Here is a 25,657-nt window from a genome sequence, read left to right on the forward strand (position 1 = left end):
CGACAGCGTAACCAAAGATGAAGATCCAGTTGATTGCCGTGGGCACCAAGATGCCTGCCTGGGTAGAGCATGGCTTCGAAGAGTACCGTCGCCGCTTCCCCAAAGACATGCCGTTCGAGCTGGTCGAGATCGGCGCAGGCAAGCGCGGCAAGAATGCCGACATTCCCCGCATCCTGCAAAAGGAAGGGGAAGCCATGCTGGCCGCCGCCGGCCGCTCTCGTATCGTGACCCTGGACATTCCGGGCAAACCCTGGACCACGGAGCAGCTCGCCGTGCAACTGGAAGCCTGGAAGCTGGATGGCCGGGATGTGGCGCTGCTGGTGGGTGGCCCGGAGGGGCTCTCCCCCGAGTGCAAGGCTGCCGCGGAGCAGAGCTGGTCGCTCTCGCCCCTGACCCTGCCCCATCCCCTGGTGCGGGTGCTGGTGGCCGAGAGCCTCTATCGCGCCTGGAGCATCACCACCAATCACCCTTATCACAGAGAGTGACCCATGCCGACCCTGAGCATGCATTTCTCCTCTCTCACCCGCACGTCAGCCACAAGGTAACGGCATGCTGAAGAATCGCATTGAAATGCGCGATCACAGTGCCGAGGGACGTCTGTTCTTCCGGCGCACCCTGGTCGCCTACATCGGCATGGTCACCCTCATGCTGGTGCTGCTGGCTAACCTCTACTACCTGCAAGTAGAGTCTTACGAAACTTATCAGACCCGATCCAACGACAACCGTATCCGTGTGGTACCGGTGGCGCCGCCCCGTGGCCTCATCTACGACGCCAACGGTGTCCTGCTGGCGGAAAACCGCCCTGTTTACAGCCTGGAGATCGTGCCCGAAGAGACCGAGAACCTGGAAAAGACCGCGGACGACCTCATCACCCTGCTGGCCCTGCCGGAGGGGACCAAGGAGAAGTTCCTGGCCGAGGTCAAGCGTCAGCGCCGCTTCAAGCCCGTGCCCCTGTTCGAGAAGCTGACCGAATACCAGGTCGCCCTCTTCTCGGTCAACCAGCACAACTACCCGGGGGCCAGCATCGAGGCCTACCTCAAGCGCTACTACCCGTTCGGCGACACCCTGACCCATGCCCTGGGCTACGTGGCCAAGATCAACACCCGTGACGTGGAGCGCCTCGAGAAGGAGGAGAAGCTCGCCAACTATGCCGCCACCAAGGACATCGGCAAACAGGGGGTGGAGAAGTACTACGAGGATCAGCTGCACGGCGTGGCGGGTTATCAGGAGGTCGAGGTGAACAACCGCGGCCGGGTGGTGCGCACCCTGAAATTCCAGCCCCCCGAGCCCGGCAAGGACATCTACCTCAACATCGACATCCGCCTGCAGTTGAAGGCCCAGGAGCTGCTGGCCGGCCGCCGGGGCGCCATCGTGATGATGGAACCCAACACCGGCGCCATCCTGGCCATGGAGTCGAGCCCGAGCTACGACCCCAACCTGTTCGTGACCGGCATCTCCAGCGCCAACTACTCGGCGCTGCTCAACGATCCCGCCCGGCCGCTGGTCAACCGCACCACCCAGGGCATCTATGCCCCCGCCTCCACCGTCAAGCCCATGATGGCGGTGATGGGGCTCAACGAGGGGGCGATCACCCCCAATTACCGCTACTTCGGCGGGCCCAGCTTCTCCATCCCGGGCACCACCAAGAAGTTCCGGGACTGGCGCCGCTGGGGCCACGGCTGGCTCGACGTCTATCGCGCCATCGAGGTCTCGGCGGATACCTATTTCTACGATCTCGCCTACCGGGTCGGCATCGACAAGATCAACAGCTACATGACCAAGTTCGGCTTCGGCCAGTACAGCGGCGTGGACCTCTATGAAGAGACCCGGGGCGTCATGCCCTCCCGGGACTGGAAGATGGCCCGCTGGCGTCAACCCTGGTACCAGGGGGACACCATCTCCATCGGCATCGGCCAGGGCTACTGGAGCGCCACCCCGATCCAGCTCGCCAAGGCCATCAGCATCCTGACCCAGAACGGTCACGACGTGACGCCGCACCTGCTCAAGAGCACCGCCTCCTCCGATGGCGTGGTCAACGCCCCCATCAACCCGAACGTGGCCATCGCCGCCAAGAGCGATACCTACTGGCAGGTGGCCAAGGACGGCATGTGGCGCGTCATCAACGGCCACGAAGGGACGGGGCGCCGCGCCTTCGCCAATACCCCCTACAAGGCGGCGGGCAAGTCCGGCACCGCCCAGGTGGTGGGCCTGAAAGAGAACCAGGTCTACAACGCGGCCACCACCAAGGTGGAGCACCGCGACAACGCCCTGTTCGTCGCCTTCGCCCCCTTCGAGGCACCCAAGGCGGTCGTCGCCCTGGTGCTGGAGAACGCCGGGGGCGGCAGCGCCATGGCGGCACCGGTCGCCCGCCACATGCTGGATGCCTATCTGCTCCCGCCGGAACCCCAGTTGCCACCGGCACCGGAAAAGCCGTCCCAACCGAGTGAGGTCGTTTCCCAATGAGTAATTCTGCCCGCCAGCAGAGCATCTGGTACAAGCTGCACATCGACCTGCCGCTGCTGCTCGGCCTGCTGACCCTGATGGCCCTCTCCATGGTGGTGCTCTACTCCGCCTCGGGCCAGGATCTCGACTCCATCGTGCGCCAGCTGGTGCGCGGCGCCCTGGCCTTCGGTCTGATGATCGGCATAGCCCAGCTGCCGCCCTCCCTCTATGCCCGCTGGTCGGTGCCCCTGTTTGCGGTGGTGGTGCTGCTGCTCATCGCGGTGGACGTGTTCGGCCATATCGGCAAGGGGGCCCAGCGCTGGCTCGATCTCGGCTTCATGAAGTTCCAGCCCTCCGAGGTGATGAAACTCTCCATGCCCATCATGGTGGCCGCCTGGCTCAGCCGGCACTCCCTGCCGCCAAAGTTCAGCCATGTGATGATCGCCCTGGTGATGGTGCTGCTGCCCACCCTGCTGATCGCGGCCCAACCCGATCTCGGCACCTCCATCCTGGTGGCCGCTTCCGGCTTCTTCGTCATCTTCCTGGCGGGGATCAGCTGGTGGCTCATCGGGCTCGCAGTCTTGCTCATCTGCGCCTTCATGCCGGTACTCTGGTTCTTCCTGATGCACGACTACCAGCGCCAGCGGGTGCTGATGCTGCTGGACCCGGAGAAGGACCCCCTCGGTCGCGGCTATCACATCATCCAGTCCAAGATTGCGATCGGCTCCGGCGGCGTGTTCGGCAAGGGGTGGCTGCAAGGCACCCAGTCCCAGCTCGAATTCCTGCCAGAGCGCCACACCGACTTCATCTTCGCCGTCTTCAGCGAGGAGTTCGGTCTGGTGGGAGTGGCCCTCTTGCTGGTCATCTATCTCTACATCATCAGCCGCTGCCTGTTTATCTCCATGCAGGCCCAGAACAGCTTCGAACGCCTGCTGGGGGGCGCCCTGACCCTGACCTTCTTCGTCTATGTGTTCGTCAACATGGGCATGGTAAGCGGCATCCTGCCGGTGGTAGGGGTTCCCCTGCCACTGGTGAGCTACGGCGGCACCTCCATGGTGACCCTGATGGCGGGCTTCGGCGTTCTGATGTCCATCCAGACCCACAGGCGGCTGCTCGCCTGATGCGGCTCGGCTGGCTGGCTCTATCTCTGTGCACCCTGACGGCGGGTGCTGCCGTCTCGCCGGCCCGGCTCAGCCTGCTGGCCGAGCAGCAGCAGGTGCCGCTGGCAGAGTTGCAGGCCGCCGCCGCCCAGGCCAGCCTGCGCCAGGAGGTACTGGACACCATCCGCCGCCCCTGGGAAGCCAAGCCCTGGCACCGCTACAGGCCGCTGTTCGTCACCCCGGAGCGCATCCGGGACGGAGTGGGATTCTGGCAGCGCCATGCCGCCACCCTGGCACAGGCCGAGCAGACCTACCAGGTCCCCGCCTCCCTCATCGTCGCCATCATCGGCATCGAGACCTTTTACGGTCGACAGATGGGCCGCCATCCGGTGCTCGACAGCCTTTACACCCTGGGATTCCACTACCCCGAACGGGCGGATTTCTTCGCCAAGGAGTTTGCCCAGCTGGTGCTGCTTGCCCGGGAAGAGAAGTGGCCGCTCACCACCCTCAAGGGCTCCTATGCCGGCGCCATGGGCATGGGCCAGTTCATGCCCTCCAGCTACCGCCACTACGCGGTCGACTTCGACGGAGACGGCAAGCGGGATCTCTTCGCCAACCCGGCAGATGCCATCGGCAGCGTGGCCAACTACTTCGCCCTGCACCACTGGCGCTGGGGCGAGCCGGTGGTGGAGCCCGCCTTGATCGGATTGGCGCCAGTAGGTACCCTGCTTGCACCCGAGCCCGAGCTAAGACACCGCTGGGCAGAGCTGGCCGCTGCGGGCATTGAAGTCGCCACACCGCCGTCACCCGAGACGCCGGTAAAACTGCTGGCGATGGAGCAGGCCGAAGGACCGGAATACTGGGTCGCGCGCCACAATTTTTACGTGATCACCCGCTACAATCGCAGCCCTCTCTATGCGATGGCGGTACATCAACTCAGTCAAGCAATCCAGGACGCTTATGCATTACAGCCACAAACTTCTTCCCCTCAGCCTGACCTTGTTGCTGGCCGCCTGTAGCAGCCAACCCGAACCCCAGCCGCTGCCGCCAGAGCCCGTCCCCCAGGAGAAGCCCCAGGTCATCGAGATCCCCCAGGCGACCGGCGCCATTCCCCGCCCCGAACCCATGAGCGAGAGCGGCAACCGGGACTACTGGATCGGAAAGCAGAAGTTTGAGGTGTGGCGCGACATCAAGCACTACAGCGAGGAAGGCACTGCCAGCTGGCTCTCCCGGGATCTGGACGGCAACAAGACTGCCAACGGCGACGTGCAGGACAGCACCCTGTTCAGCGCAGCCCACCGCAACCTGCCCCTGCCAAGCTACGTGCGGGTCACCAATCTGGACAACGGTCTGGAGACCATAGTACGCGTCAATGATCGCGGCCCCTTCGGCAGCGATCGCCTCATCGATCTCTCCCACGCCGCCGCCGCGCAGCTGGAGATGGTGGAAGGGGGTGAGGCCCGGGTGCGCCTCGAACTCATCACCGATCAGCCGGATCAGATGGTAGAGATGGTGCCCATGACCCCGATGACGCCCATGGAGCCTGCGGCGCCAGCCGCCAATTCCTTCGTGAACGAGGCGCCGGCCCCCACGGCACCGGCCAAGGCCGCCCCTGCTCCTGCTCCTGCCGCCACGGCGACCACCACCGTCTCCCCTCCCAAGGCCGGTGCGACCCAGGGCAAGATGATCCAGGTGCTTGCCAGCGGCTCGCAGGCGCGGGCCGAGGCCATGGGCAAGGTGATGACCCAGCGCTATGGCGTGCCGTACCAGGTGGTGGCGCACGGCGCCGTCTTCCGCGTCCTGCTCGGGCCCGTGGCCAGCGACAAGCAGGCCCCCCTGCTCGAGCAGATACGCCAGGGCGGGTTGGAGCAGGCCTTCATCGTGCCCTGATACCCGCCCCGACCTCGCGCCGGGATACGACGCGAGGTCGGGGACCATCCCATAAAATCCCGTCCAGGTCGCATCTCGGACTATGACCGACACGCACATCTGGTATAGTGGGGCCCGCTTTTTTTCAACTTGGGTACATCCCATCCAGGCACCAGGAATTTCAAGATGTCCAAATTTGCCCGCTCCGTTATTCTGGCCTCCCTGTTAAGCGCCACCGCTCAGGCCAACCAGCCTGTTCCGACCCCGGATTCGGCCCTGCCGAGTGCCCAGCCGGTCCCCACTTTGAACAGCGCCCCCATGGTGGTGCCTGCCGCGCCCGAGATCTCCGCCAAGGCCCACATCCTGATCGACTACTTCTCCGGCCAGGTGCTGGCCGAGCAGAACGCCGACGAGCGTCTGCCCCCCGCCAGCCTGACCAAGATGATGACCTCCTACATCGTCGGCGACGAGCTGCACAAGGGGAACATCAAGGGCACCGACATGGTGACCATCAGCCAGAACGCCTGGTCCAAGAACTACTCCGACTCCTCCAAGATGTTCATCGAGGTGGGCAAGCAGGTCTCCGTCGATGATCTCAACAAGGGCATCATCATCCAGTCCGGCAACGACGCCTGTGTCGCCATGGCCGAGCACCTGGCGGGCAGCACCGACTCCTTTGCCAGCCTGATGAACGCCTGGGCCGCCAAGCTCGGCATGAAGGACTCCCAGTTCAAGAACCCCCACGGCCTGGATGAAGAGGGCCACTACAGTACCGCCCGCGACATGGCCCGCCTGGGTCAGGCCCTGATCCACGATCAGCCGGAGGAGTACAAGATCTACTCCCAGAAGTCCTTCGTGTTCAACGGCATCACCCAGCACAACCGCAACCGCCTGCTGTGGGACCAATCCCTGCAGGTTGACGGCATCAAGACAGGTCACGTCAGCCAGGTCGGCTACAACCTGGTCTCTTCCGCCACCAACAACGAAGGCATGCGCCTGATCGCCGTGGTCATGGGGGCCAACAGCGAGGCTTCCCGCGCCGCCGAGAGCAAGAAGCTGCTCACCTACGGCTTCCGCTTCTTCCAAAGCCTGACCCCCTACAAGGCGGGCACCGAACTGGTCACCCAGAAGATCTGGATGGGCGACAAGTCTGAAGTGAAGCTGGGGGTCGACAAGGACGTCTCCGTGCTGGTCACCCGTGGCCAGGGCAACAACCTCAAGGCAGACTTCCAGCTGGAAAGCGAGCTGAAGGCGCCCCTGGCCAAGGGCCAGCGCGTCGGCACCGTGTACCTCAAGCAAGGGGACAAGGAGATCAAGCAGGTTCCCCTGGTTGCCCTGGAAGAGGTGCAGGAAGGTGGCCTGATGAGCCGCCTGTGGGATTACCTGGTGATGCTGGTCTCCAGCTGGTTCAAGTAACAGACCCTTCCTCAAGCAGCGGCGCCAACAGGCGCCGCTGCTGTCTTTTGCGGTCTGTCCAGTCAATAACCCTGTAATCTGCAGGTTCCGCCGACTGACGATTTGTGGTAAAAAGCAGCATTTCCACGTCTTGCCGCACCGCCGGGTCTTGATCCCGAGGCGGCTCATGCCCATATAGACTGGGAACTGCCCCCTGGGGGCAGATGAGGGGACCGTTTCAGCGGCCCTCAAAGACGTAAAGATGACGTCGCTTCCCGGCGACCCAGAAAGGTGAAGTAGATGAATACCAAGTTTGATGAACTGCTGGAGTTCCCCTGCAAGTTCCCGTTCAAGGTGCTTGGCGTGGCTGATCCCGCCCTGCCCGACATGGTGGTGGAAGTGCTGCAGCAACATGCTCCCGGCACCTACAGCCCGACCGTTCAACCGAGCTCCAAGGGCAACTATCACTCGGTACGGGTGACGGTCACCGCCCAGAGCAAGGAACACATCGAGGCCATGTATACCGCCCTTGGCAAGATCGAGCTGGTTCGTTACGTCCTGTAAGTTGCCTCTCTCGCCCCGCCACCGGGGCGACTGATTATTTGCCGCCCGGTCGCAGCGGCGACCGTACCGACACCGCGCCGCCAGTGAGGAAAGATGTCACTCGAAACGCCCGCCGAGCCACAACCGTCAGCCGGCCAACTGCTCGTCAGACAGCTGGGCCGTCGCCCCTACCAGCCGGTGTGGGACGCCATGAAGGCGTTCACCGACAATCGCACCCCCGACACCCCGGACGAGTTCTGGGTGGTGGAGCATGACCCCGTCTACACCCAGGGTCAGGCCGGCAAGGCCGAACACCTGCTCGCCCCCGGCAACATCCCGGTGGTGCAGAGTGATCGCGGCGGCCAGGTGACCTATCACGGCCCGGGCCAGCTGGTGCTCTACGTGCTGGTGGATGTGCGCCGCAGCAAGCTCTCTGTACGGGAGCTGGTGACCTGCCTCGAAACCGCCATCATCAACACGCTCGCCAAAAGCGATATCGAGGCCTACGCCAAGGCCGATGCCCCGGGCGTCTACGTGAAGAGCGATCTGGGTATGGAAGCCAAGCTGGCGTCCCTGGGTTTGCGCATTCGCAAGGGGTGCTCGTTCCACGGGTTGGCCCTCAACGTCAACATGGACATGACTCCCTTCCTGCGCATCAATCCGTGCGGCTATGCGGGCATGGCCATGACCCAGACCAGCGCCCTGGGCGGCCCGCAGAGCGTCGCCGAGGCACAGTCCCTGCTGGTGACGGAGCTGGCCCGCCTGATTGGCTACCAAGAGATCACGAATACCGAAGAGGCGGCATGAGCAACCCCATGCCCCGTGGTCACGAGGGAGCCGCAAGGCCCCTGGTGACCGTCAACCAGACAATAACAAACACCGAGAGTGAATCATGAGCAAACCCGTTCGTATGGAGCCGGGCGTCAAGCTGCGCGATGGCGACAAGATGGCCCTGATCCCGGTGAAATTCATGCCGGATCCCAACGAGGAAGTGCTGCGCAAGCCGGAGTGGATGCGGATCAAGCTGCCGCCGTCGAGCCAGAAGATCGAGCACATCAAGAGCACCCTGCGCAAAAACAAGCTGCACTCTGTGTGTGAAGAGGCTTCCTGCCCCAACCTGGCGGAGTGCTTCAACCACGGCACCGCAACCTTCATGATCATGGGCGCCATCTGTACCCGCCGCTGCCCCTTCTGCGACGTGGCCCACGGCCGTCCGTTGCCGCTGGATCCGGAGGAGCCGAAGAAGCTGGCACTCACCATCAAGGAGATGAACCTCAAGTACGTGGTGATCACCTCGGTGGACCGCGACGATCTGCGGGACGGCGGTGCCCAGCACTTCGCCGACTGCATCCGCGAGATCCGCGAGCACAGCCCCCAGACCCGCATCGAGATCCTGACCCCGGACTTCCGTGGCCGGATGGAGCAGGCGCTGGAGGTGTTCCGCGAGACCCCGCCTGACGTCTTCAACCACAACCTGGAAACCGCCCCGCGCATGTACCGGGTTGCCCGTCCGGGTGCCGACTACAAGTGGTCCCTGGAGCTGCTGCGCCGCATCAAGGAGATGCACCCCCACGTGCCGACCAAGTCCGGTCTGATGATGGGCCTTGGCGAGACCAACGAGGAGATCGTCGAGGTGCTCAAGGACTTGCGCGAGCACGGCGTCAACATGCTGACCCTGGGCCAGTATCTGCAACCGAGCCGCCACCACCTGCCGGTGAAGCGTTATGTGCCGCCCGCAGAGTTCGACGAACTCAAGGATGTGGCCATGGATCTCGGCTTCAGCCACGCCGCCTGCGGTCCCTTCGTGCGTTCCTCCTACCACGCGGACCTGCAAGCCAAGGGGGAAGAGGTCAAATAAGCCTCTTTTCCTGCAGGCAGAAAAAGAGCGCCCCTGGGCGCTCTTTTTTTTATCGCCGTCACCTCGCAGGCAGCGGTTGTCCCTTTGTGATTGGCGCCGTTCTGGCGTAACGTGGCCACTCCCCTTCTCTGGAGTGCTGTTCCGGATGCCGACTCTCACCGTTCGCCTGATCCCCCTGCGTGACGCAGACTTTCCCGCCTATCGCGACTACTTCATCGAGGATTACGCCCAGGATCTTGCCAGCAACCACGGGATGGCGCTGCCTGACGCCCACCGTCAGGCCGACGCCTCGTTGCAGCAGCTCCTGCCACTGGGTGTCGCCACCCCGGGTCATCACCTGCTCGCCATGGTACCTGAAGCCTCGAACGCGCCGGGCGGGCCTCTGGGCTATCTCTGGCACGCCATCGACGCCGCCGCCGGCACCACCTTCATCTACGACTTCTATGTGACACCACCCCATCGTGGTCGCGGCCTCGGCAAGGCAGCCATGGCCGCCCTGGAGGCGCAGCTCACCCCCCTAGGCATCCACCAGATCAAGCTGAGGGTGGCCCATGACAACCCGAGGGCACTGGCGCTCTATCAGGCGCTGGGCTTCACCATCACCGGCTACAACATGGCAAAGCGTCTGGATTGAGCACCTTCATTGGGCCACCACCCGGCCCATGGCTCAGAGCGAGATGCCGGAAAAAGACATGAAGCCGAGGGACATCAGCCCGGCCACGATGAAGGTAATGCCGATACCCCGCAGCCCCTCGGGCACATCCGAATACTTCATCTTCTGGTGCAACCCCGCAATGGCGACGATGGCCAGCAGCCAGCCCAGCCCTGAGCCCGCCCCGTAGACCACGGATTCGATGAAGTCGTAATCCCGCTGGGCCATGAACATCACCCCGCCGAAGATGGCGCAGTGCACCGTCAGCAGCGGCAGATAGATACCGAGCGCGTGATGGAGCGCTGGGAAATGTTTGTCGAGCACCATCTCCATCACCTGCACCAGCGCCGCCAACACCCCTATGTAGACGATGAAATCGAGAAAGCCCAGATCAAACTCCCCGAGGAAGGTACTCTCGGGACGCAGGATATGGCGGTAGATCAGGTTGTTGAGGGGAATGGCGATCACCATGACCACCAGCACCGTCATGCCCAAACCGAAGGCGGTGTTGATGTTCTTGGAAACGGCCAGGAAGGTGCACATGCCAAGGAAGAAGGCCAGCGCCAGGTTTTCCACAAAAATCGACTGGATGAAGAGATTGACGTAATAGTCCATGAATGAGTTCACCACTTGGTTGCAATAAGAGCACGTCCGCGCCCGGCCAACGGCCAGTCGCGAAGATGACGTCACGGATGACGTTTACAGAGAGAGCTGGCGCAGCACCCAGAATGACCACGGCAGCCGCCAGACTGCCGAGCAGCCCGGTCAGCGGTACTCAATGACGGGGATCAAACGGGCAGGCGCCCGGCTGGTGAACCTAGTCGCCCTGGCAGAAGCGATATTGCAGGTGGTGGCAGCGAAGCCGCCGTGTGTGCAGAGCGCCGAAGTAGTCGGGCCGCTGCCTGAGATAGATGAGAGGCAGGAAAAACAGCAGGCCGAGGATCTCGTGCTGGAACCAGGCCAGCAGCATCTGGTAGAGCTCGGCATGAGCGGCCCCTTCCAGTCGCCGTCCCTGTTCGAAACCGAGCCGCCACTGGGAGGCGGGCGGCAGGCTGACGTTGTCGGCAAGCCCCGGGTTCGCTGGCTCATGGAACAGCATCGGCCACTCCTGCCCTTGCGTCTCCATTCCCGGCGTTGCAACGACCCCTGCCGCCGCCGCAGCGGCAAGCCAGAGAAGGCAGGCGATGGCAAGCACCATCGGCCATGACGAGGGGCGGCGAGAGGATGACAAGGGGGCTGTCCGTCAAGAAAAATTACAGGTGGAATATATCACAATACCGTCACTTATTGCATTTTCCATCATGAGATATCAGAAAGGTTGATATTAAACACCGCCCCATCCCCTAAAACCGACAAGGTTGCACCACCTTGAGAAAGCGACTTTCATCTTCCTCAAGGTGAGGGCTCACCCCTGCTGGAAGGCCTGGTGGTAGCGCACTTCACCACTGGGCATGGCAGCGCCGAACAAGCGGGCCATGAAGTACTCGGGCGGCACGCCGGGCAGCGTCAACCCCGGCTCGGGCACGAAACCGAAACGGCCGTAGAAGCCGGGATCCCCCAGCACCACGCAGCCGGCCGCACTCATCCCCCTGAGCTCGGCCAGACCCGCCTCCATCAGCCGTGACCCCAGCCCCTTGCCGTGCAGCGCAGGGGAGACCGAAATGGGACCAAGACCATACCAGTGCGGGCTGCCATCACTGATGGTCACCGGCGAGAAGCAGAGGTGGCCGACCACTTGCCCCTCCAGCTCCGCCACCAGCGACAGGCTGAGTGCCCCGGCCTGGCGCAAGGCGCGCACGATCAGCTGCTCGTTGTGATCGGTATGGGGGGCATTGAGGAACGCGGCCACGGTCAGCGCTTCAATGGCGTCGTGATCGGCGCCTGTTTCGGGCCGAATGATGATGCTCATAAGGTTTTCTCCGTTTGTTATCTTGCAATGGATGGCCTGATCAGACTGCCTGCAGGCAGCAGATCACATAGCCGTAGCTGCCCAGGTGTTGGCGGTGGATGGCCACTTCCCGGCTCAAGTCCTGCCAGGCTGGGCTATCCCCCAGCTCGGCACGGTGGCGCGCCAGATTGCGCTCGATGGGATCCAGATAGTTGTGCCAGGCCCTTTGCGGCAACGGGGTGTGCCACAGGCAGCGATAACCCGCCTCCTTCACCGTTTTGAGCAGGCCCGCCAGGGTCTGCATGGCGGGATAATCCCGCTGCCAGAACGCCAGCGCCTCCTCTGGCGGCGTGTCCGTCAGCCACACCAGGTCGCTCAGCACCAGGCAGGCAGCAGGGCCGGCAAGGTGCGCCCGCCAGGCTTTCAGCGCATTGGCCACTCCTATGGTGTAGGCGCTCCCCTCGGCCCAGATAAGGTCGGCGGGGGCAAGTTCCATGGGCAAGTCCGCCATATTGGCGCACAGAGTAGTGACCTGACTCAGCCCCGCCGCACTGGCCGATCTCGCCACGGCGGCCAGCGCCTCCTCGTCCAGATCGATGGCTACGATGGGGGCGTCCGTCACCTGTGCCAGCGCCAGGGTGGCGGCGCCGCGCCCACAGCCCATGTCGAGGATCCGGCGAGGCTGGCTGGGCAGCGCGGCAAATTGCTGCTGGGTGAAGAGGCTATCGCCCGGCCCCCAATAGCTCATGCCATCCAGCAGCAGCTTGAAATCCCGGATGTAACGTTCATGTTCATTCATGTCTTTGCTGAGCCACTGCAGGTGATAACGCTCTTTTTCACTGAATCCCTGCTTCATCACCCAGGCAAAGTAAGCCTGCGGGGCTTGATGCTGCAGTTGCCGCTGCCAGGCCTTGAACTCGTCGCCGGAGTGCGCACGCAAACCGGCGAGATCCGCCAGCAGATCCCGGGCGCGTTGCATCCGCGCCAGCTCTTCATCCAGCTCCCTGACCCGGGCTTCCAGCGTTGCCTGCTCCAGCTCGCCCGCCAGACAGGCGAGGCACTGCTTGAGGCTGAGGCCACCCGCCTGCAGGGCCTGTACCATCCGCAGCCGCTGCAGATCGTCATCGTCGTAGTGGCGATAGCCGTTGGCGCTCCTCGTGCCCGCAATCACCCCCAGCTTCTCGTAATAGAGCAGGGTGGAGCGGGCCAGGCCGCAGCGCCGGGCCAGTTCGGATATTTTCATGACAACCACTCGCTGAGGGGTCCGTGACCCGATGAAGGGAAGCTTAAACTGTGAAGCAATAGACGGGTCAACGACAACATCCGGGTTAACACCATAAAAAAACGGCCACCCTGAGGTGGCCGTCATAGGCAGCAAAAGAAACTCACGAACGTCAGAGGCCGGCGGCCTCCAGATGCTCCACCAACAGCTGCACGCTGCGGTTGCCGCGCCACTCGTTGACGTCGAGCCGGTAGACCAGCCGCACCCGCTTCACCGAGGCATCGGGCCAGCGCTGCAAGTCGACGCCAAAGGCGATGGCATCCACCGCGTGGCCGGAATCCGTGGTCAGCATCATCTTGAGGTGCTTCTCCCCCACCAGCCGCTGCTGCACCAGCACGAATTCCCCGTCAAACAGCGGCTCGGGGAAGGCCTGACCCCAGGGGCCGGAGGCGCGAATAAGCTCCGCCAGCTCCAGACTCAGTTCATCGGGCAGCAGCTCGCCATCGGTGAGCAGCACCCCGGTCAAGAGCTCAGGGGTCACCAGCTCGCCGATGACCGCCTCGAAGGCACGGCCGAAGGCCTCGATATTGGCCTTGGGCAGGGTCAACCCGGCCGCCATGGCGTGGCCGCCAAACTTGCCCATCAAGCCGGGGTGGCGGGTATCGAGCAGTTCCAGCGCATCGCGCAGGTGCACCCCCGGGATGGAGCGCCCGGATCCCTTGAGCTCGGTCTCGCTGCTCTCGGCAAAGGCGATGACCGGGCGGTAGTACTTCTCCTTCACCTTGGAGGCCACCAGCCCCACCACCCCCTGATGCCACTCGTTTCGGTGCAGCACGATGCCGGAGGGCACCTCGCCGTCACGAAAACGGATCTGCTCCAGGGTGGCGAGCGCCTCCTGCTGCATCCCCTGCTCGATCTCCTTGCGCTCCTGGTTGAGGCTGTCCATTTCGGAGGCGAACTGGCGCGCCAGGTTGATGTCGTCACAGAGCAGACAGGCGACTCCGAGGGACATGTCATCGAGCCGGCCCACCGCGTTGAGGCGCGGCCCCAGCGCAAAGCCGAGATCGGCAGCGCACAGGCGACGACCGTCGCGGCCCGACACATCCACCAGCGCCTGGATGCCGGGGCGACAACGGCCGGCCCGGATCCGCTGCAAACCCTGATGAACCAGGATGCGGTTGTTGCCATCGAGCGCCACCACGTCGGCCACGGTGCCGAGGGCCACCAGATCCAGGTAATCCGCCACGTTGGGGGCGCGCAGCCCCTGGCGCTCATACCAGCCGCTCTGGCGCAGATGGGTGTTGAGGGCCGCCATCAGATAGAAGGCGACCCCGACCCCGGCCAGGGACTTGGAGGGGAAGTCGCAGCCATGCTGGTTGGGGTTCACTATCGCGTCGGCGTCAGGCAGCTCCTGACCCGGCAAATGGTGATCGGTAACCAGTACCTGCATGCCTGCCGCCTTGGCCGCCGCCACCCCGGCAATGCTGGAGATGCCGTTGTCCACCGTGATCAGGAACTCGGCGCCACGGGCCACCGCCAGCTCGACGATCTCCGGGGTGAGGCCATAACCGAACTCGAATCGGTTGGGCACCAGAAAATCGATGTGGTGCCCCCCCATGGCGCGCAAAGCCAGCACGCACAGCGCCGAGCTGGTGGCGCCGTCGCAGTCAAAGTCACCGACGATGAGAATGCGTTTTTGCGCCGTCAGCGCCTCGGCCAGCAGCGGCACCGCCTGCGCCATGCCGAACAGACGCTGGGGCGGCAGCAGCTGGTTGGCGCTGCGCTCCAGCAGGGCAGGGTCTTCTACCCCGCGGCTGGCGAAGATCTGGCGAAGCAGCGGGTGCAGGGTGGCGGGCAGATGGGAATCATCAACTCGCGGACGACGACGGATTTGCAGGGGCATTGATGTGATCCAGTATCTTGAGCAGTTGTTCGGGGCTCTGGTAACCACGCACCAGATCGCCATTGGGCAGGACCCAGCTCGGTGACGCCTTGATCCCGAGCCATTGGCTCAGGCCGATATGATGGGCAAGGATCGCATTACAGCCGCTCTCAGGCAAACGATCGCTGAAGTTGAGTTCGCGCAGCAGCCCGGGATCGCACCAGCTAGCCTGATCCGAGGCGGCGACAGGCACAGGCAGCAGTTGCACGCTCACGCCCCTCGCCTGCAAGCGGGGCAACTCCTCCAGCGCGATGCGGCAAGGACCGCAGGCGAGATCGGTGAACAGGGTGAGGCGGTGGCGTTCAGGGGTGGCTTTGAGCCAGAGCCGGGCCTCCCCTATCTGGGAGAGCGCCAGCCTGCGTTGCTGCTGCTGGCTGAGCCGGGTGAGGTTTCTCATATCGTGGGCCAGATCCAGCATGGAGCCCTGCAGCACATAGTCTCCCCTGGCATCGCTGTAGAGCAGTCCCTGGGCCGTGCCCAGCAGATAGAGGCCCGGCATGGGGGTCTCGTCCACCAGGTAGACCTGCACACCGAGGCGCTGCTCTATGGTTTGTTTCAACACATGGGGGTCCATCCCCGCGCTGGCCGCAAAAGCGCACAGCAGCATCATTCCCAGCAGTAAATATCGCATCAGATCATTCACTTAGCATGATTGAAGGGTCTCATAAGGTAACCCAGACAATTCCCTCTCCCAAAGACCTTAATTAGTGATCGATTAATAACGTCCGCAAGAAAAAATCACGGGATGACAGGTTGCCAATCGGGCTTGAGCCCCGCAAGCTAATCAGGATGACGGGAGACATCTTTAGTCATCCCTCTGTTTTGCTGATGTTTTATTATTCAAATCGACGTGCGCTCAGGTGGCACGTCGTCCATTTATAGGGGGAAAAATGAGTCTGATTCAAGAGTTCAAGGCCTTTGCATCCAGGGGCAATGTGATCGACATGGCGGTCGGTATCATCATAGGTGCCGCCTTTGGCAAGATTGTCTCCTCCTTCGTGGGAGACGTGATCATGCCCCCCATCGGGCTGATCCTGGGGGGCGTGGATTTCAGCGATCTCGCCGTGACCCTGAAGGCCGCCGAAGGGGATGCCCCTGCCGTGGTCATCGCCTACGGCAAGTTCATCCAGACCTGTATCGACTTCCTGATCATCTCCTTCGCCATCTTCATGGGGCTCAAGGCCATCAACACCCTGAAGAAGAAGCAGGAAGAGGAAGCCGCTGCCCCGGCCGGCCCCACCAAGGATCAGGAGCTGCTGACCGAGATCCGCGACTTGCTGAAATCCCAGCAGGGGAAATAACCGTTTCCTCCCTGTCGTGTGCTGAAAAAAACCGCCTTCGGGCGGTTTTTTGTTGCAAGGCCGGTGAGGCGTTCAGGCTCTGGGGTGGTGCTGGCCGTGCAGTGCCTTGAGCCGCTCGTTGGCCACGTGGGTATAGATCTGGGTGGTGGAGAGATCCGCGTGGCCCAGCAGCATCTGCACCACTCGCAGATCGGCGCCGTGATTGAGCAGGTGGGTGGCGAAGGCGTGACGCAGGGTGTGGGGGGAGAGCTCCCCCCTGATGCCGGCTCTCAGGGCATAGAGCTTGATGCGGTGCCAGAAGGTCTGGCGGGTCATCATCCGGGCCCGCTTGGAGGGGAACACCACGTCCGAGCTGGTGCCACCCAGCAGCAGGGTGCGCCCCTCCCGGTAGTAGCGCTCCAGCCAGTGCACCGCCTCCTCCCCCATGGGCACCAGGCGCTCCTTGTTGCCCTTGCCCACCACTCGCACCAGCCCCTGGCGCAGGCTGACGTGTTCGGCGGTCAGCCCCACCAGCTCGGACACCCGCAGCCCGGTGGCGTAGAGCAGCTCGAGCATTGCCTTGTCCCGCAGTTCCAGCAGGTCGTCCACCAGGGGCGCTTGCAGCAGCGCCTCCACCTCGGCTTCGCTCAGATCCGATGGCAGCTTTTTGGGGAGCTTTGGCCCCTCCAGCAGCACGGTGGGATCGTCGCTGCGCAGCTTCTCGCGATTGAGGTACTGGTAGAAGCGGCGCAGGGCCGAGAGGAAACGGGCCGTGCTGCTGGCCGCGAACTGATGGTCCACCCGCCAGGCGAGGTAGTGCTGGATGTCGTCCAGCCCCGCCAGCAGCAGGGAACCGCCTTGCTCATCGAGCCAGAGGGCAAATTTTTCCAGGTCGGTGCGATAGGAGCTGACCGTGTTGTCGGAAAGCCCCCGCTCCAGCCAGAGGGCGTCGAGAAACGGCTCGATCAGGGGATGGGATTCTGCTTTGCTCATGGTGCGCCGCGCTCAGGGAAACAGGTCGCCATTGTAACGTGCCGACCCACCCGGGCCGCAAGGCAAGGCTGCACATCCCCTCAGGCGGTGAAGAGCCCGGCGCAATCTGCTAGACTGGCGCCCTCCCCCCGGGCGCCGCTGTGCCGGTCACGCCCCTTGCCGACTGCGATCAAGAGAAGAGCGATGAAGATAGGTTTGTTTTATGGCTCCACCACCTGCTACACCGAGATGGCCGCCGAGAAGATCCGCGCCCTCATCGGCCCCGAGCTGGTCGATCTCCACAACATCAAGGATGTGCCCCTCGCCCGCATGCAGGAGTACGACATCCTGATCCTGGGCATCTCCACCTGGGACTTCGGCGAGCTGCAGGAGGACTGGGAATCTCGCTGGGAAGACATCGCCGACCTGCATCTGGAGGGACGCATCATCGCCCTGTTTGGCATGGGCGATCAGCTGGGCTATGGGGACTGGTATCAGGATGCCCTCGGCCTGCTGCACGATCAGCTGGTCCCCAAGGGGGTCAAGCTGGTGGGCTACTGGCCCAACGAGGGGTACGAGTTTGACGCCTCCAAGGCGCTCATCGACGATGGCCGTCACTTCGTCGGGCTGGCCCTCGATGACGCCAACCAGTACGACCAGACTGAGTCCCGTATCGAGCAGTGGGTCGACCAGATCCTGAGCGAGATCCACGAACTGCTCTGACCTTGATCGCCTGGATGTTCGACGACGCCAGCCAATGGACGACCAGATCGACCCCGCATCGAGCAGTGGGTCGACCAGATCCTGAGCGAGATCCACGAACTGCTCTGATCCTGACCGCCTGGATGTTCGGCGACGCCAGCCAATGGACGACCAGATCGACCCCGTATCGAGCAGTGGGTCGACCAGCTCCTGAGTGAGATCCACGAACTGCTCTGATCCTGATCGCCTGGATGTTCAACGACGCCAGCCAATGGACGACCAGACCGACCCCGTATCGAGCAGTGGGTCGACCTCATATAAAACGAGCGCCATGAACGGCGCAAACCTCCCCTGCCGGTAGCCTGCGCTCGGGCTGCCGGGCGCATAAATCGCACCGATTTTCTCGTTTGGTATCATCGGCTGACGCTATAGCGACTTTTTGCTTCTGGTCTGCAACAATGAGGTCGACACCCCATAACAACACAACGCCGGGTGTCGGAAGCAAACGGACAGACCAGAAAAGGATATTCTATGACTTCATTCTCCCTGTTGGCCCCCGCCATCGCCCGCGACGTGCTCGATCACGCGCTGGCACTCGGGGCCGATTTCGCCGAGCTGTTTGTGGAGCGCAAGCGCCGCAGCCAGCTCAGCCTGCTCTCCAGCCAGATAGAGAACATCAGCGGTGGTCTCGACTTCGGTATCGGCGTTCGCCTGTGCTACGGCCACAAGGTGCTCTACGGCTACACCAACCTGGCCGATCGCAACGAGCTCTTGCGCATCGTTACCCTGCTGGCGGCCAAGGACAGGCGTGACCCCGTGGTCACCGCCACTGCCTTTGACTTCACCCGCCTGACCGACCGCAACCCGATCGCTCTGCCGCTGTCGGCCGACAAGCTGCTGGAGCAGAAGATCGCCTACCTGCATGCCATGGACGCTGCGGCCCGCGCCGAGAGCGACAAGGTGAGCCAGTTCTCGGGCAACGTGCTCGGCTGGGAGCAGGAGGTGGAGATCTTCAACAGCGAAGGGGTGCAGGTGAGCGATCGCCGCCACTACAACCGCATCATGGCTCAGACCATCGCCCTGGACGGGGGCGAGCAGAGTGTAGGCTATGAAGCCCCCGGTGCCATGAAGGGATGGGAGCATGCCGAGAGCATCGACCCCCGCGAGCTGGCTCTCATCGCTACCCGCCAGGCACTGGTGAAGCTGGGAGCAGCCCCCTGCCCGAGCGGCAAGCTGCCGGTCATCATGGAGAGCGGCTTTGGCGGCGTCATCTTCCACGAGGCGTGTGGTCACCTGCTGGAGACCACCTCGGTGGCCAAGAAGGCATCCGTGTTCCACGACAAGATGGGCCAACTCATCGCCAACCCCGCGGTCAGCGCGGTGGACGAGGGCTTGCAGGGCAACGCCTGGGGCTCCATCAACGTCGATGACGAGGGGATGGCGACCCAGCACACCCAGCTCATCAAGGACGGCGTGCTGACCGGCTTCCTGGTGGACAGAATGGGGGCCCTTCGCACCGGCTACGCCCGCACCGGTTCCGGGCGCCGGGAATCCTACAAGTTCGCCCCCGCCTCCCGCATGCGCAACACCTATATCGAACCGGGCAACTACAGCCTCGACGACATGCTGGCAACCGTGGAGCACGGTATCTATGCCAAGCGGATGGGGGGGGGCTCTGTGCAGCCCGGTACCGGCGAGTTCAATTTCAACGTGCAGGAGGCCTACCTCATCGAGGGGGGCAGGATCACCCGGCCCCTAAAGTCGGCCACCCTGATCGGCACCGGCCCGCAGGTATTGAAGGAGATCTCCATGGTGGGGCGCGATCTGGCCCTCTCCGCCGGCATGTGCGGCTCGGTCTCCGGATCCATTCCCGCCTCGGTCGGCCAGCCGCCGCTCAAGGTTGACAACATTCTGGTCGGAGGGAACGCCTGATGAGCCAACTCGACATGAACCAACTGCTTGCCCGTCTATTGGACCAGGTCGCCGATCTGGGTGCCGAGGCAGACGTCATCGCCAATCAGGAGAAGGCCTTCTCCCTCAAGGCCGACAAGGGCGAGCTCAGTGAATACAAGGTCACCAGCAGCCAGCAGATCGGCATTCGCCTCATCAAGGAAGGCCGGGTCGGCATCGCCTATTCCGAGTCCCTCGACGCGTCGGCCCTGGACGCCATGGTGCAGGATGCGCTCGATGCGAGCCGCTTCGCCAAGGTGGACCCGGATCAGCGCATCACAGTGCAGCAGAGCAGGCTCATCACCGACTGCGCCGAGATACATCAGGCCGACACCACGGCGGTGGAAGAGAAGATCGCCCTGACCCTGTGCCTCGAGTCCGACATGCTGGCCCTGCCGGACGTGACCGGCGCCCCCTACAACGGCTTCTTCGAGGGGGAGAGCCGCCTCTGGCTTGCCAACAGCCAGGGCAGCATCTGTGAACATCAGGAATTCAGCGTCGGCTGCCACAGCTCCGCTCTCATCGAGCGGGAGGGCCGCCAGTCCATGCACTACCAGGGACAGTACGCACGGCGCTTCGACGAGTTGGAGAGCCAGCCTCTCATCCGCCAGATCCACGCCGTGGCCGATGGCCTGCTGATGGGTGAGGCGGTGCCGAGCGGTCGCTACAGCGTCATCTTCAGCACCCACTGCTTTGCCAGCCTGTTTGGCTGCTTCCAGTCCGCCCTGTCTGGCAAGTGGGCCCAGCAGGGGATCAACCCCTGGCGCGACAAGCTGGGCCAAAGCGTGGCGTCTCGCTGGCTCACCCTGGAGAGCCGTGCCTATATGCCGGGGGGCATGAAGATCAAGGCGTTTGACGGCGAAGGGGCCGCCACTTCGGATCTCCTGCTCATCGGCGAGGGGGAGCTCAAGACCCTGCTGCACAACAGCGCCACCGCCCGCCACTTCGGCGTGACGAGCAACGGTGCAGCCGCCCGCAGTGCCCGCAGTGCCCTGGACGTGGCCCCTCGTCACCTGGTGTTCGGGCTCGGCCCCCACGGCGAGGCCGAGGTACAAAGCGGTGAGTACCTGGAGCTGGTCAAGCTGGACGGCCTGCACTCCGGGGCCGATGCGGTGAGCGGAGACTTCTCGTTCGGCGCCTCCGGCTTCCTCTGCCGCAATGGCGAGCGCGTGGCGCCGGTACGCGGCATCACGGTGGCGGGCAACTTCTATCGTCTGCTCGGGGAACTGGAAGCGGTCGGCAACCAGCTGCACCACGACGATGGCAAGGACTTCTATGCCCCGCTGATCCGCTTTGGCGGGCTCAGCATTGCCGGCAAATAAGAAGGGGAGCCTTACTCGGCTCTTCCCCCTTCAAGCGGCGCCATCAGGCGCCGCTTTTTTTATCCATGGCGCCCCCCGACAGCCACTTCTAACCTCAAAGAGCCACCGACCGCGTTGGCCGGGAACTCTGGAGAATACGACGATGGACAACACCCTGGTCTGGGCCGATATTCCGACACGGGATCTGGATCGCGCCATGGACTTCTACTCGGCCCTGCTCGATGTGCAGGTCACCCCCATCCAGGAAGAGACCATGCGCTTTGCCATGCTGCGCCACGACGGCAGCAACGCGGCGGCCTGTCTCGGCCCCATGGACAAATATCACCAGCCCGGCGGTGCCGGTCCCCTCATCTATCTCTCCCTCGGTGACAGGCTGCAGGAGGCAGAGCTGCTGGTCCCACGGCTCGGCGGGCGGGTGCTGGAGCCTCTGCACAGCATCGGCAGCGGTCATGGGTCCAGGGTCATCATCGAGGATACCGAAGGCAACTGGCTTGCCCTCTATGCCCCACCAGCCAGCTGACGTCCGGATACGCAGAAACAACAACGGCGACCTGATGGTCGCCGTTGTTGTTTAACTGCACTTGCCGGCCATTACGCCTCTGGATTGAGGCGGGTCGGGATGCCGGTACGCTGTTCCAGCACCTGCTTGACCACGTTGGAATCGCTGTCAGCGTGGGCGATGAAGCGGGTGGTAGCCGGGGTCATGGGCAGCGGCACGGAGGCGGTGGAGTTGAACTCTTCCTCGGTGCGCGACAGCGGCTCGTGCACTTCCATGTAGCGACCGCCATCCGGCTCGACCGTGGTCTTGACCGGCTGGTTGACGAACTGGACGCGGGTGCCGACCGGCACGTGATCGAACAGGTACTTGATATCGTCGGCGCGCAGGCGCACGCAGCCGCTGCTCACCCGCAGACCGATGCCGAAGGTGGCGTTGGTGCCGTGGATGGCGTACAGGTTGCCGATGTAGAGCGCATGCAGGCCCATGGGGTTGTCCGGGCCGGCCGGCCAGACCGCGGGCAGGGTCTTGCCCTGGGCGGCGTAGCGGCGACGGATGTTCTCGGTCGGGGTCCAGGTCGGGTTGGCACGCTTGCGCTCAACCTTGGTGATCCAGTTCTCCGGGGTGTTGACCCCGAGCTGGCCGATGCCGATGGGCAGCACATGCACCACGTTCTTGCCCTTCGGGTAGTAGTAGAGACGCATCTCCGCCACGTTGATGACGATCCCTTCGCGGGGAGCGTTGGGCAGGATCAGCTGATGGGGAATGATCAGCGTGCTGCCCGCCTTGGGCAGGTAGGGGTCGACGCCCGGGTTGGCTTCCATGATGTTGGTCAGACCCAGCTGGAAGTCGGAGGCGATCTGCTCCAGCGGACGGTTGTCTGCGGGCACCACGTATTCCTGGTTCTCACCGATCAGGCGGCTGTTGGCTGCAGGCAGCTGGTATTCAACGGCGGCGGCCTGCTGGCTGACCAGCGCCAGCGTACATAAAAGAGCCGAAGCGGCAATGCGAAGGGGATTCATAAAATTCCTGTATGGTTTCCTGTTCCTGTGGGCCTTTGCCCTGCTCATCATCGGTCTCTTGTGGACCCGTCACCGGGGACCAACAACCGAGCGCGCATTCTTTCCCGAGCAGGGCAAAATTTCAACTTGGAGATGGTCTTTTTCGCCGAAAAGATCCATTTCACCGCCAACTCGGGGGCCTCTTTCACCCCTTGCACTCTAGCAACCCCAGTCTGAGCGTAAAATGAACATGGCGCAGGTATGCCAGGGTCGTCCCAAATTGCATGACGAGGCGGTCACGAGTACAATCTTGCACCCCGTATATCCGGAGTATCGAGTCACCTCCTGCTCCGATGTACCCCCATCGGATGGCCGTGCGTCGAAGACGGTCGCGCCACCGATGAACCCACACGACGCCATCAGGTGGCGCCGTCCTGATTTGCAATCAGAACGCAATATAACATACCGCCATAAATTCAGTCACTTACAACAATCTTCAAATTGATATCCATGGAACTATACACAATGCTAGTATGAGACTGCGTTGAGTATTAGGGGCTTCTCATGAGCGATTTGATCGATGTGTTGAGTAAATTTTCTGTACATGACTTGGCTAGAATGCTGGCAGAGAGGATCGAGGCTGACAGTCAGAGCACGTTCAAAAATCGTCATGATTTGGGCGGGGGCATAACACTATTCAAACAAAAAGGCAGCTCCAGATGGCACTGTAGAGTCCATCAACCAGCAGATGGCATTTATGACTATCGTCAGAGCACACGGAAACTCGACTTACGAGATGCAACGTCCGAAGCACATCAAATAGCACTGATGTTAAAAATTAAATTATCGAGTGGTGTTGCGCTTAAAAAGGGTATTACGTTTAAAACAATAGCGAATGAAATCGTTCAATTCTACTTGAAGCGCTCTAAGCCTATAGATACATACTACATTAGCCTGATCAAGAATCACCTCCTTCCATATTTTGTGAGCAAGAGATTGCTAGCATCAACGATAGATCAGTTAGACTGTTTTGGAATAAATACTGTGAGACTCATGATGCTCCAGGAAAATCACTTGCCAACTCAATCCATATTGTATTGAGAAGGATCTTGCTTGAAGCAAAAGAACAAGCCCTCATAAGCTCGATACCTGACATGAGCAATAAAGTAGAAACTAAAAATATTATAAAAGGAGAGTGCTGGGAACCTAATCAAATAAAAACAATTTTTGATAAATTAACTAAATGGCAATCATTATCCCCAACAAACACCGATAGAGTAATTTTTAACTTGTATTGCAGGTTTCTTTATTTAACCGGTATTAGAACAGGGAATGAGGCACTTGGTGTTAGATGGGATGATCTAAAAACAGAAAAAGATTATTACTTAAAAGTACGCAAGGGGAAAATGGAGGGCACGATAAAAGAGGGCCGTGAGATGATTATTTCAAGGAGTGGGCAGGAGAGCAAGGTTATAATTGAGGTAATGTCTCCGCTAGCTAAAATACAGGGATTTGAAAAAATTTCTGAAGCCAAAGCTAAGGCTCCAAGCCAGTGCCTATTCGAACTAAAACGTCCTGCCGAAATTTGGCGATCTTTCGCTGATGAGATGGAAGTTGAAGGAACATTGTATTGGTTCAGGCATACCTATATAACTAATGAGATACTTAGGGGAGAGCCGCTTGCACACATTGCTGCGCAGGTCGGCAACAGCGTAAAAATGATCGAACGGCACTACTCTCATGCAACTATGAGACGAATTCGAACTGCTGAATTGGATAGAAATAAAAAAGACAAATGATAAATAGATAGATTTCTAACGTTGAATAAAAATACTATCACTACCATAGCGAGTGAGTGATATCTGAGCACAATTGAAATTTAAACACCCGCGTGTTAGCTTCGCACACGCTCGTGCCACTTCGTTGTTATTCGATTTGTATTATTAGGCGCTTCGCTTTAAAATTTTAGGGCTTCGCCCTCATTTTATCAAAAAATTGACACCCGCATAAATTCTTGTATATGGTCGGGACTTTTTTATGAACAGATGGCATTACTATTTTTAGTTATGGAAATCGTTAATTGTTTACCAGCCAAATTGAAATTCGATGGCACACTACTTTTCCATGATTTTCCATGAAGAGGTGGTTATTTCTATGAACATCATTATGATGAACCCACTTATCTCAAGATGAGGGCTGAGGGTGATAATACCATTTTCATGGCTGGTATTAATTCTGTGTATGGCCACTAAGCTTAAAACGTATAGATTGACATCATAGCGAACAGAAAAGGAACTGGCCATCATGATGCTCAGTGTTTTACACTGAGCAATAGAGATACTGAGTTTTTTTCGTAATAAGAGGAGTCTTCTTTTAAGAAGATCTTCTTAAACAGCTGAAAAACGAAATGGCTGAAGCCCTTGTAGGGCAAGGGCTGCAAGAGATTTCACAATCAATTTTCGTACCATGAATTAACGTAGCAACGTACCATGCTTTAACGCTGACGGCGTACATCGCTTTAACGTCATGGGTTACTCTTTTCTACAGCCCCATTGATGACTCTTAAACGCTTCACCTCAACCTGCCTATTAGAGCCAACCTTGTCATTAAACCGAACTCTCCAGCCGTCCAACTCGCTGAGCTGCTTCAATGCAGTAACAATCTCAGCACGTTTACGCCTTATCTCTTTTTTTTCATACTCTGTTTTTGATTTAGATTGGTGAGGCTTGCATGGCTCTCCCCAAATCCGCTGTACTAGGGTATCTATATAAGGAGATAAGTGGTAGCCATGATTGATATTGAATGAAAGCCATGTATGAAGCAACTTGGCTATATTTGAGCTAAGCGAACGACGCTCCTCCAAACATATCCTTAGATTGGCCCCTTGAAGATCCAGACACTTCGCCCCTCTTAACTTAAGAGGTAGTCTTGGAGCTATGTTCAGTACTAAATAACTGATCCCAATAGTGCTACACCTTCGCTGTGCCATAGCCATTCCCCGGGAAAGGAGACACGGTATCCAT

The 25,657-nt window shown here is 61.0% G+C and carries 26 protein-coding genes; 17 read left to right on the forward strand and 9 right to left on the reverse strand.

From position 1 onward, the window contains the following. Window positions 1-17: 17 nt before the first annotated feature. From rlmH to PG879_RS02665, 10 genes are all read left to right on the forward strand, one after another. Window positions 18-485 carry a 23S rRNA (pseudouridine(1915)-N(3))-methyltransferase RlmH gene (gene rlmH / locus PG879_RS02620; RefSeq protein ID WP_005298242.1) on the forward strand — a complete coding sequence of 156 codons (468 nt, stop codon included), beginning with the start codon at window positions 18-20 and terminating at the stop codon, window positions 483-485. A 64-nt stretch (window positions 486-549) separates the two neighbouring features. Then, window positions 550-2,463 (forward strand): penicillin-binding protein 2, encoded by a 1,914-nt coding sequence (gene mrdA / locus PG879_RS02625; protein WP_010673761.1) that lies wholly within the window; start codon window positions 550-552, stop codon window positions 2,461-2,463. Next, window positions 2,460-3,563, forward strand: coding sequence for a rod shape-determining protein RodA (gene rodA, locus PG879_RS02630; protein ID WP_039041107.1), 1,104 nt, complete (start codon window positions 2,460-2,462; stop codon window positions 3,561-3,563). The genes mrdA and rodA overlap by 4 nt, the downstream gene beginning before the upstream one ends. Beyond that, a complete protein-coding gene (mltB, locus tag PG879_RS02635; RefSeq protein ID WP_270829676.1) occupies window positions 3,563-4,561 on the forward strand; it encodes a lytic murein transglycosylase B in 999 nt (332 codons plus the stop codon). The genes rodA and mltB overlap by 1 nt, the downstream gene beginning before the upstream one ends. Continuing rightward, a complete protein-coding gene (locus tag PG879_RS02640; RefSeq protein ID WP_201889897.1) occupies window positions 4,503-5,432 on the forward strand; it encodes a septal ring lytic transglycosylase RlpA family protein in 930 nt (309 codons plus the stop codon). The genes mltB and PG879_RS02640 overlap by 59 nt, the downstream gene beginning before the upstream one ends. A 165-nt stretch (window positions 5,433-5,597) precedes the next feature. After that, window positions 5,598-6,827: a D-alanyl-D-alanine carboxypeptidase family protein gene (locus PG879_RS02645; RefSeq protein ID WP_039041110.1), complete on the forward strand. Its 1,230-nt coding sequence runs from the start codon at window positions 5,598-5,600 to the stop codon at window positions 6,825-6,827. A gap of 279 nt (window positions 6,828-7,106) precedes the next feature. Next, window positions 7,107-7,370, forward strand: coding sequence for a DUF493 family protein YbeD (gene ybeD, locus PG879_RS02650; RefSeq protein ID WP_010673756.1), 264 nt, complete (start codon window positions 7,107-7,109; stop codon window positions 7,368-7,370). A 93-nt stretch (window positions 7,371-7,463) separates the two neighbouring features. Beyond that, window positions 7,464-8,156 carry a lipoyl(octanoyl) transferase LipB gene (gene lipB / locus PG879_RS02655; protein WP_201900687.1) on the forward strand — a complete coding sequence of 231 codons (693 nt, stop codon included), beginning with the start codon at window positions 7,464-7,466 and terminating at the stop codon, window positions 8,154-8,156. 85 nt (window positions 8,157-8,241) lie between these two features. Next, on the forward strand, window positions 8,242-9,207 hold the full coding sequence (lipA, locus tag PG879_RS02660; RefSeq protein ID WP_039041111.1) for a lipoyl synthase: 966 nt from the start codon (window positions 8,242-8,244) through the stop codon (window positions 9,205-9,207). Window positions 9,208-9,352: 145 nt separating this feature from the next. After that, window positions 9,353-9,841 (forward strand): GNAT family N-acetyltransferase, encoded by a 489-nt coding sequence (locus tag PG879_RS02665; protein ID WP_270829677.1) that lies wholly within the window; start codon window positions 9,353-9,355, stop codon window positions 9,839-9,841. Between the two features lie 33 nt (window positions 9,842-9,874). Here PG879_RS02665 and nqrE read toward each other — a convergent pair whose 3' ends face one another. The 6 genes from nqrE to PG879_RS02695 form a co-directional block, all read right to left on the reverse strand. Beyond that, on the reverse strand, window positions 9,875-10,474 hold the full coding sequence (nqrE, locus tag PG879_RS02670; protein WP_270829679.1) for an NADH:ubiquinone reductase (Na(+)-transporting) subunit E: 600 nt from the start codon (window positions 10,472-10,474) through the stop codon (window positions 9,875-9,877). Window positions 10,475-10,676: 202 nt separating this feature from the next. Beyond that, window positions 10,677-10,958, reverse strand: a complete 282-nt coding sequence (locus tag PG879_RS02675; RefSeq protein ID WP_270829680.1) for a hypothetical protein — start codon at window positions 10,956-10,958, stop codon at window positions 10,677-10,679. A gap of 306 nt (window positions 10,959-11,264) precedes the next feature. After that, a complete protein-coding gene (locus tag PG879_RS02680) occupies window positions 11,265-11,768 on the reverse strand; it encodes a GNAT family N-acetyltransferase (RefSeq protein WP_201996351.1) in 504 nt (167 codons plus the stop codon). 40 nt (window positions 11,769-11,808) lie between these two features. Next, complete coding sequence (locus PG879_RS02685; protein ID WP_270829681.1) at window positions 11,809-12,990, reverse strand: MerR family transcriptional regulator; 1,182 nt, start codon at window positions 12,988-12,990, stop codon at window positions 11,809-11,811. 151 nt (window positions 12,991-13,141) lie between these two features. Continuing rightward, entirely contained in the window at window positions 13,142-14,872 is a 1,731-nt protein-coding gene (gene recJ, locus PG879_RS02690) for a single-stranded-DNA-specific exonuclease RecJ (RefSeq protein WP_113977473.1), read from the reverse strand. Beyond that, the gene (locus tag PG879_RS02695; RefSeq protein WP_270829682.1) at window positions 14,838-15,542 is read right to left on the reverse strand and encodes a disulfide isomerase DsbC N-terminal domain-containing protein; all 705 of its coding nucleotides are present in this window, start codon (window positions 15,540-15,542) and stop codon (window positions 14,838-14,840) included. Before PG879_RS02695 ends, recJ begins: the two co-directional genes overlap by 35 nt. A gap of 259 nt (window positions 15,543-15,801) precedes the next feature. Between PG879_RS02695 and mscL the strand changes: the two genes are divergently transcribed. Beyond that, window positions 15,802-16,212, forward strand: coding sequence for a large-conductance mechanosensitive channel protein MscL (gene mscL / locus PG879_RS02700; protein WP_010673746.1), 411 nt, complete (start codon window positions 15,802-15,804; stop codon window positions 16,210-16,212). A 72-nt stretch (window positions 16,213-16,284) separates the two neighbouring features. Here mscL and xerD read toward each other — a convergent pair whose 3' ends face one another. Continuing rightward, window positions 16,285-17,184 (reverse strand): site-specific tyrosine recombinase XerD, encoded by a 900-nt coding sequence (xerD, locus tag PG879_RS02705; protein ID WP_113977471.1) that lies wholly within the window; start codon window positions 17,182-17,184, stop codon window positions 16,285-16,287. A gap of 183 nt (window positions 17,185-17,367) precedes the next feature. On the opposite strand from xerD, the gene fldB reads away from it, so the two are divergent. From fldB to PG879_RS02725, 4 genes are all read left to right on the forward strand, one after another. After that, window positions 17,368-17,886: a flavodoxin FldB gene (gene fldB, locus PG879_RS02710; protein ID WP_270829683.1), complete on the forward strand. Its 519-nt coding sequence runs from the start codon at window positions 17,368-17,370 to the stop codon at window positions 17,884-17,886. Between the two features lie 510 nt (window positions 17,887-18,396). Beyond that, the gene (locus PG879_RS02715) at window positions 18,397-19,797 is read left to right on the forward strand and encodes a TldD/PmbA family protein (RefSeq protein WP_113977467.1); all 1,401 of its coding nucleotides are present in this window, start codon (window positions 18,397-18,399) and stop codon (window positions 19,795-19,797) included. Next, window positions 19,797-21,137 carry a TldD/PmbA family protein gene (locus PG879_RS02720; protein ID WP_102948445.1) on the forward strand — a complete coding sequence of 447 codons (1,341 nt, stop codon included), beginning with the start codon at window positions 19,797-19,799 and terminating at the stop codon, window positions 21,135-21,137. Before PG879_RS02715 ends, PG879_RS02720 begins: the two co-directional genes overlap by 1 nt. Window positions 21,138-21,279: 142 nt before the next feature. Beyond that, the gene (locus tag PG879_RS02725) at window positions 21,280-21,657 is read left to right on the forward strand and encodes a VOC family protein (protein WP_010673739.1); all 378 of its coding nucleotides are present in this window, start codon (window positions 21,280-21,282) and stop codon (window positions 21,655-21,657) included. Window positions 21,658-21,728: 71 nt separating this feature from the next. Here the strand turns inward: PG879_RS02725 and PG879_RS02730 are convergent, their stop codons facing one another. Further along, window positions 21,729-22,655 carry a L,D-transpeptidase family protein gene (locus PG879_RS02730; RefSeq protein WP_041212511.1) on the reverse strand — a complete coding sequence of 309 codons (927 nt, stop codon included), beginning with the start codon at window positions 22,653-22,655 and terminating at the stop codon, window positions 21,729-21,731. Window positions 22,656-23,198: 543 nt separating this feature from the next. On the opposite strand from PG879_RS02730, the gene PG879_RS02735 reads away from it, so the two are divergent. Then, window positions 23,199-23,735, forward strand: coding sequence for a hypothetical protein (locus tag PG879_RS02735; RefSeq protein WP_270829684.1), 537 nt, complete (start codon window positions 23,199-23,201; stop codon window positions 23,733-23,735). Between the two features lie 53 nt (window positions 23,736-23,788). Beyond that, window positions 23,789-24,433, forward strand: a complete 645-nt coding sequence (locus tag PG879_RS02740) for a site-specific integrase (RefSeq protein WP_270829686.1) — start codon at window positions 23,789-23,791, stop codon at window positions 24,431-24,433. Between the two features lie 725 nt (window positions 24,434-25,158). Here PG879_RS02740 and PG879_RS02745 read toward each other — a convergent pair. Further along, window positions 25,159-25,497, reverse strand: coding sequence for a hypothetical protein (locus tag PG879_RS02745; protein WP_333563496.1), 339 nt, complete (start codon window positions 25,495-25,497; stop codon window positions 25,159-25,161). Window positions 25,498-25,657: the final 160 nt, after the last annotated feature.

The sequence above is a fragment of the Aeromonas sp. QDB63 genome, from assembly GCF_027707425.1.
Taxonomy (GTDB): Bacteria; Pseudomonadota; Gammaproteobacteria; order Enterobacterales; family Aeromonadaceae; genus Aeromonas; species Aeromonas caviae.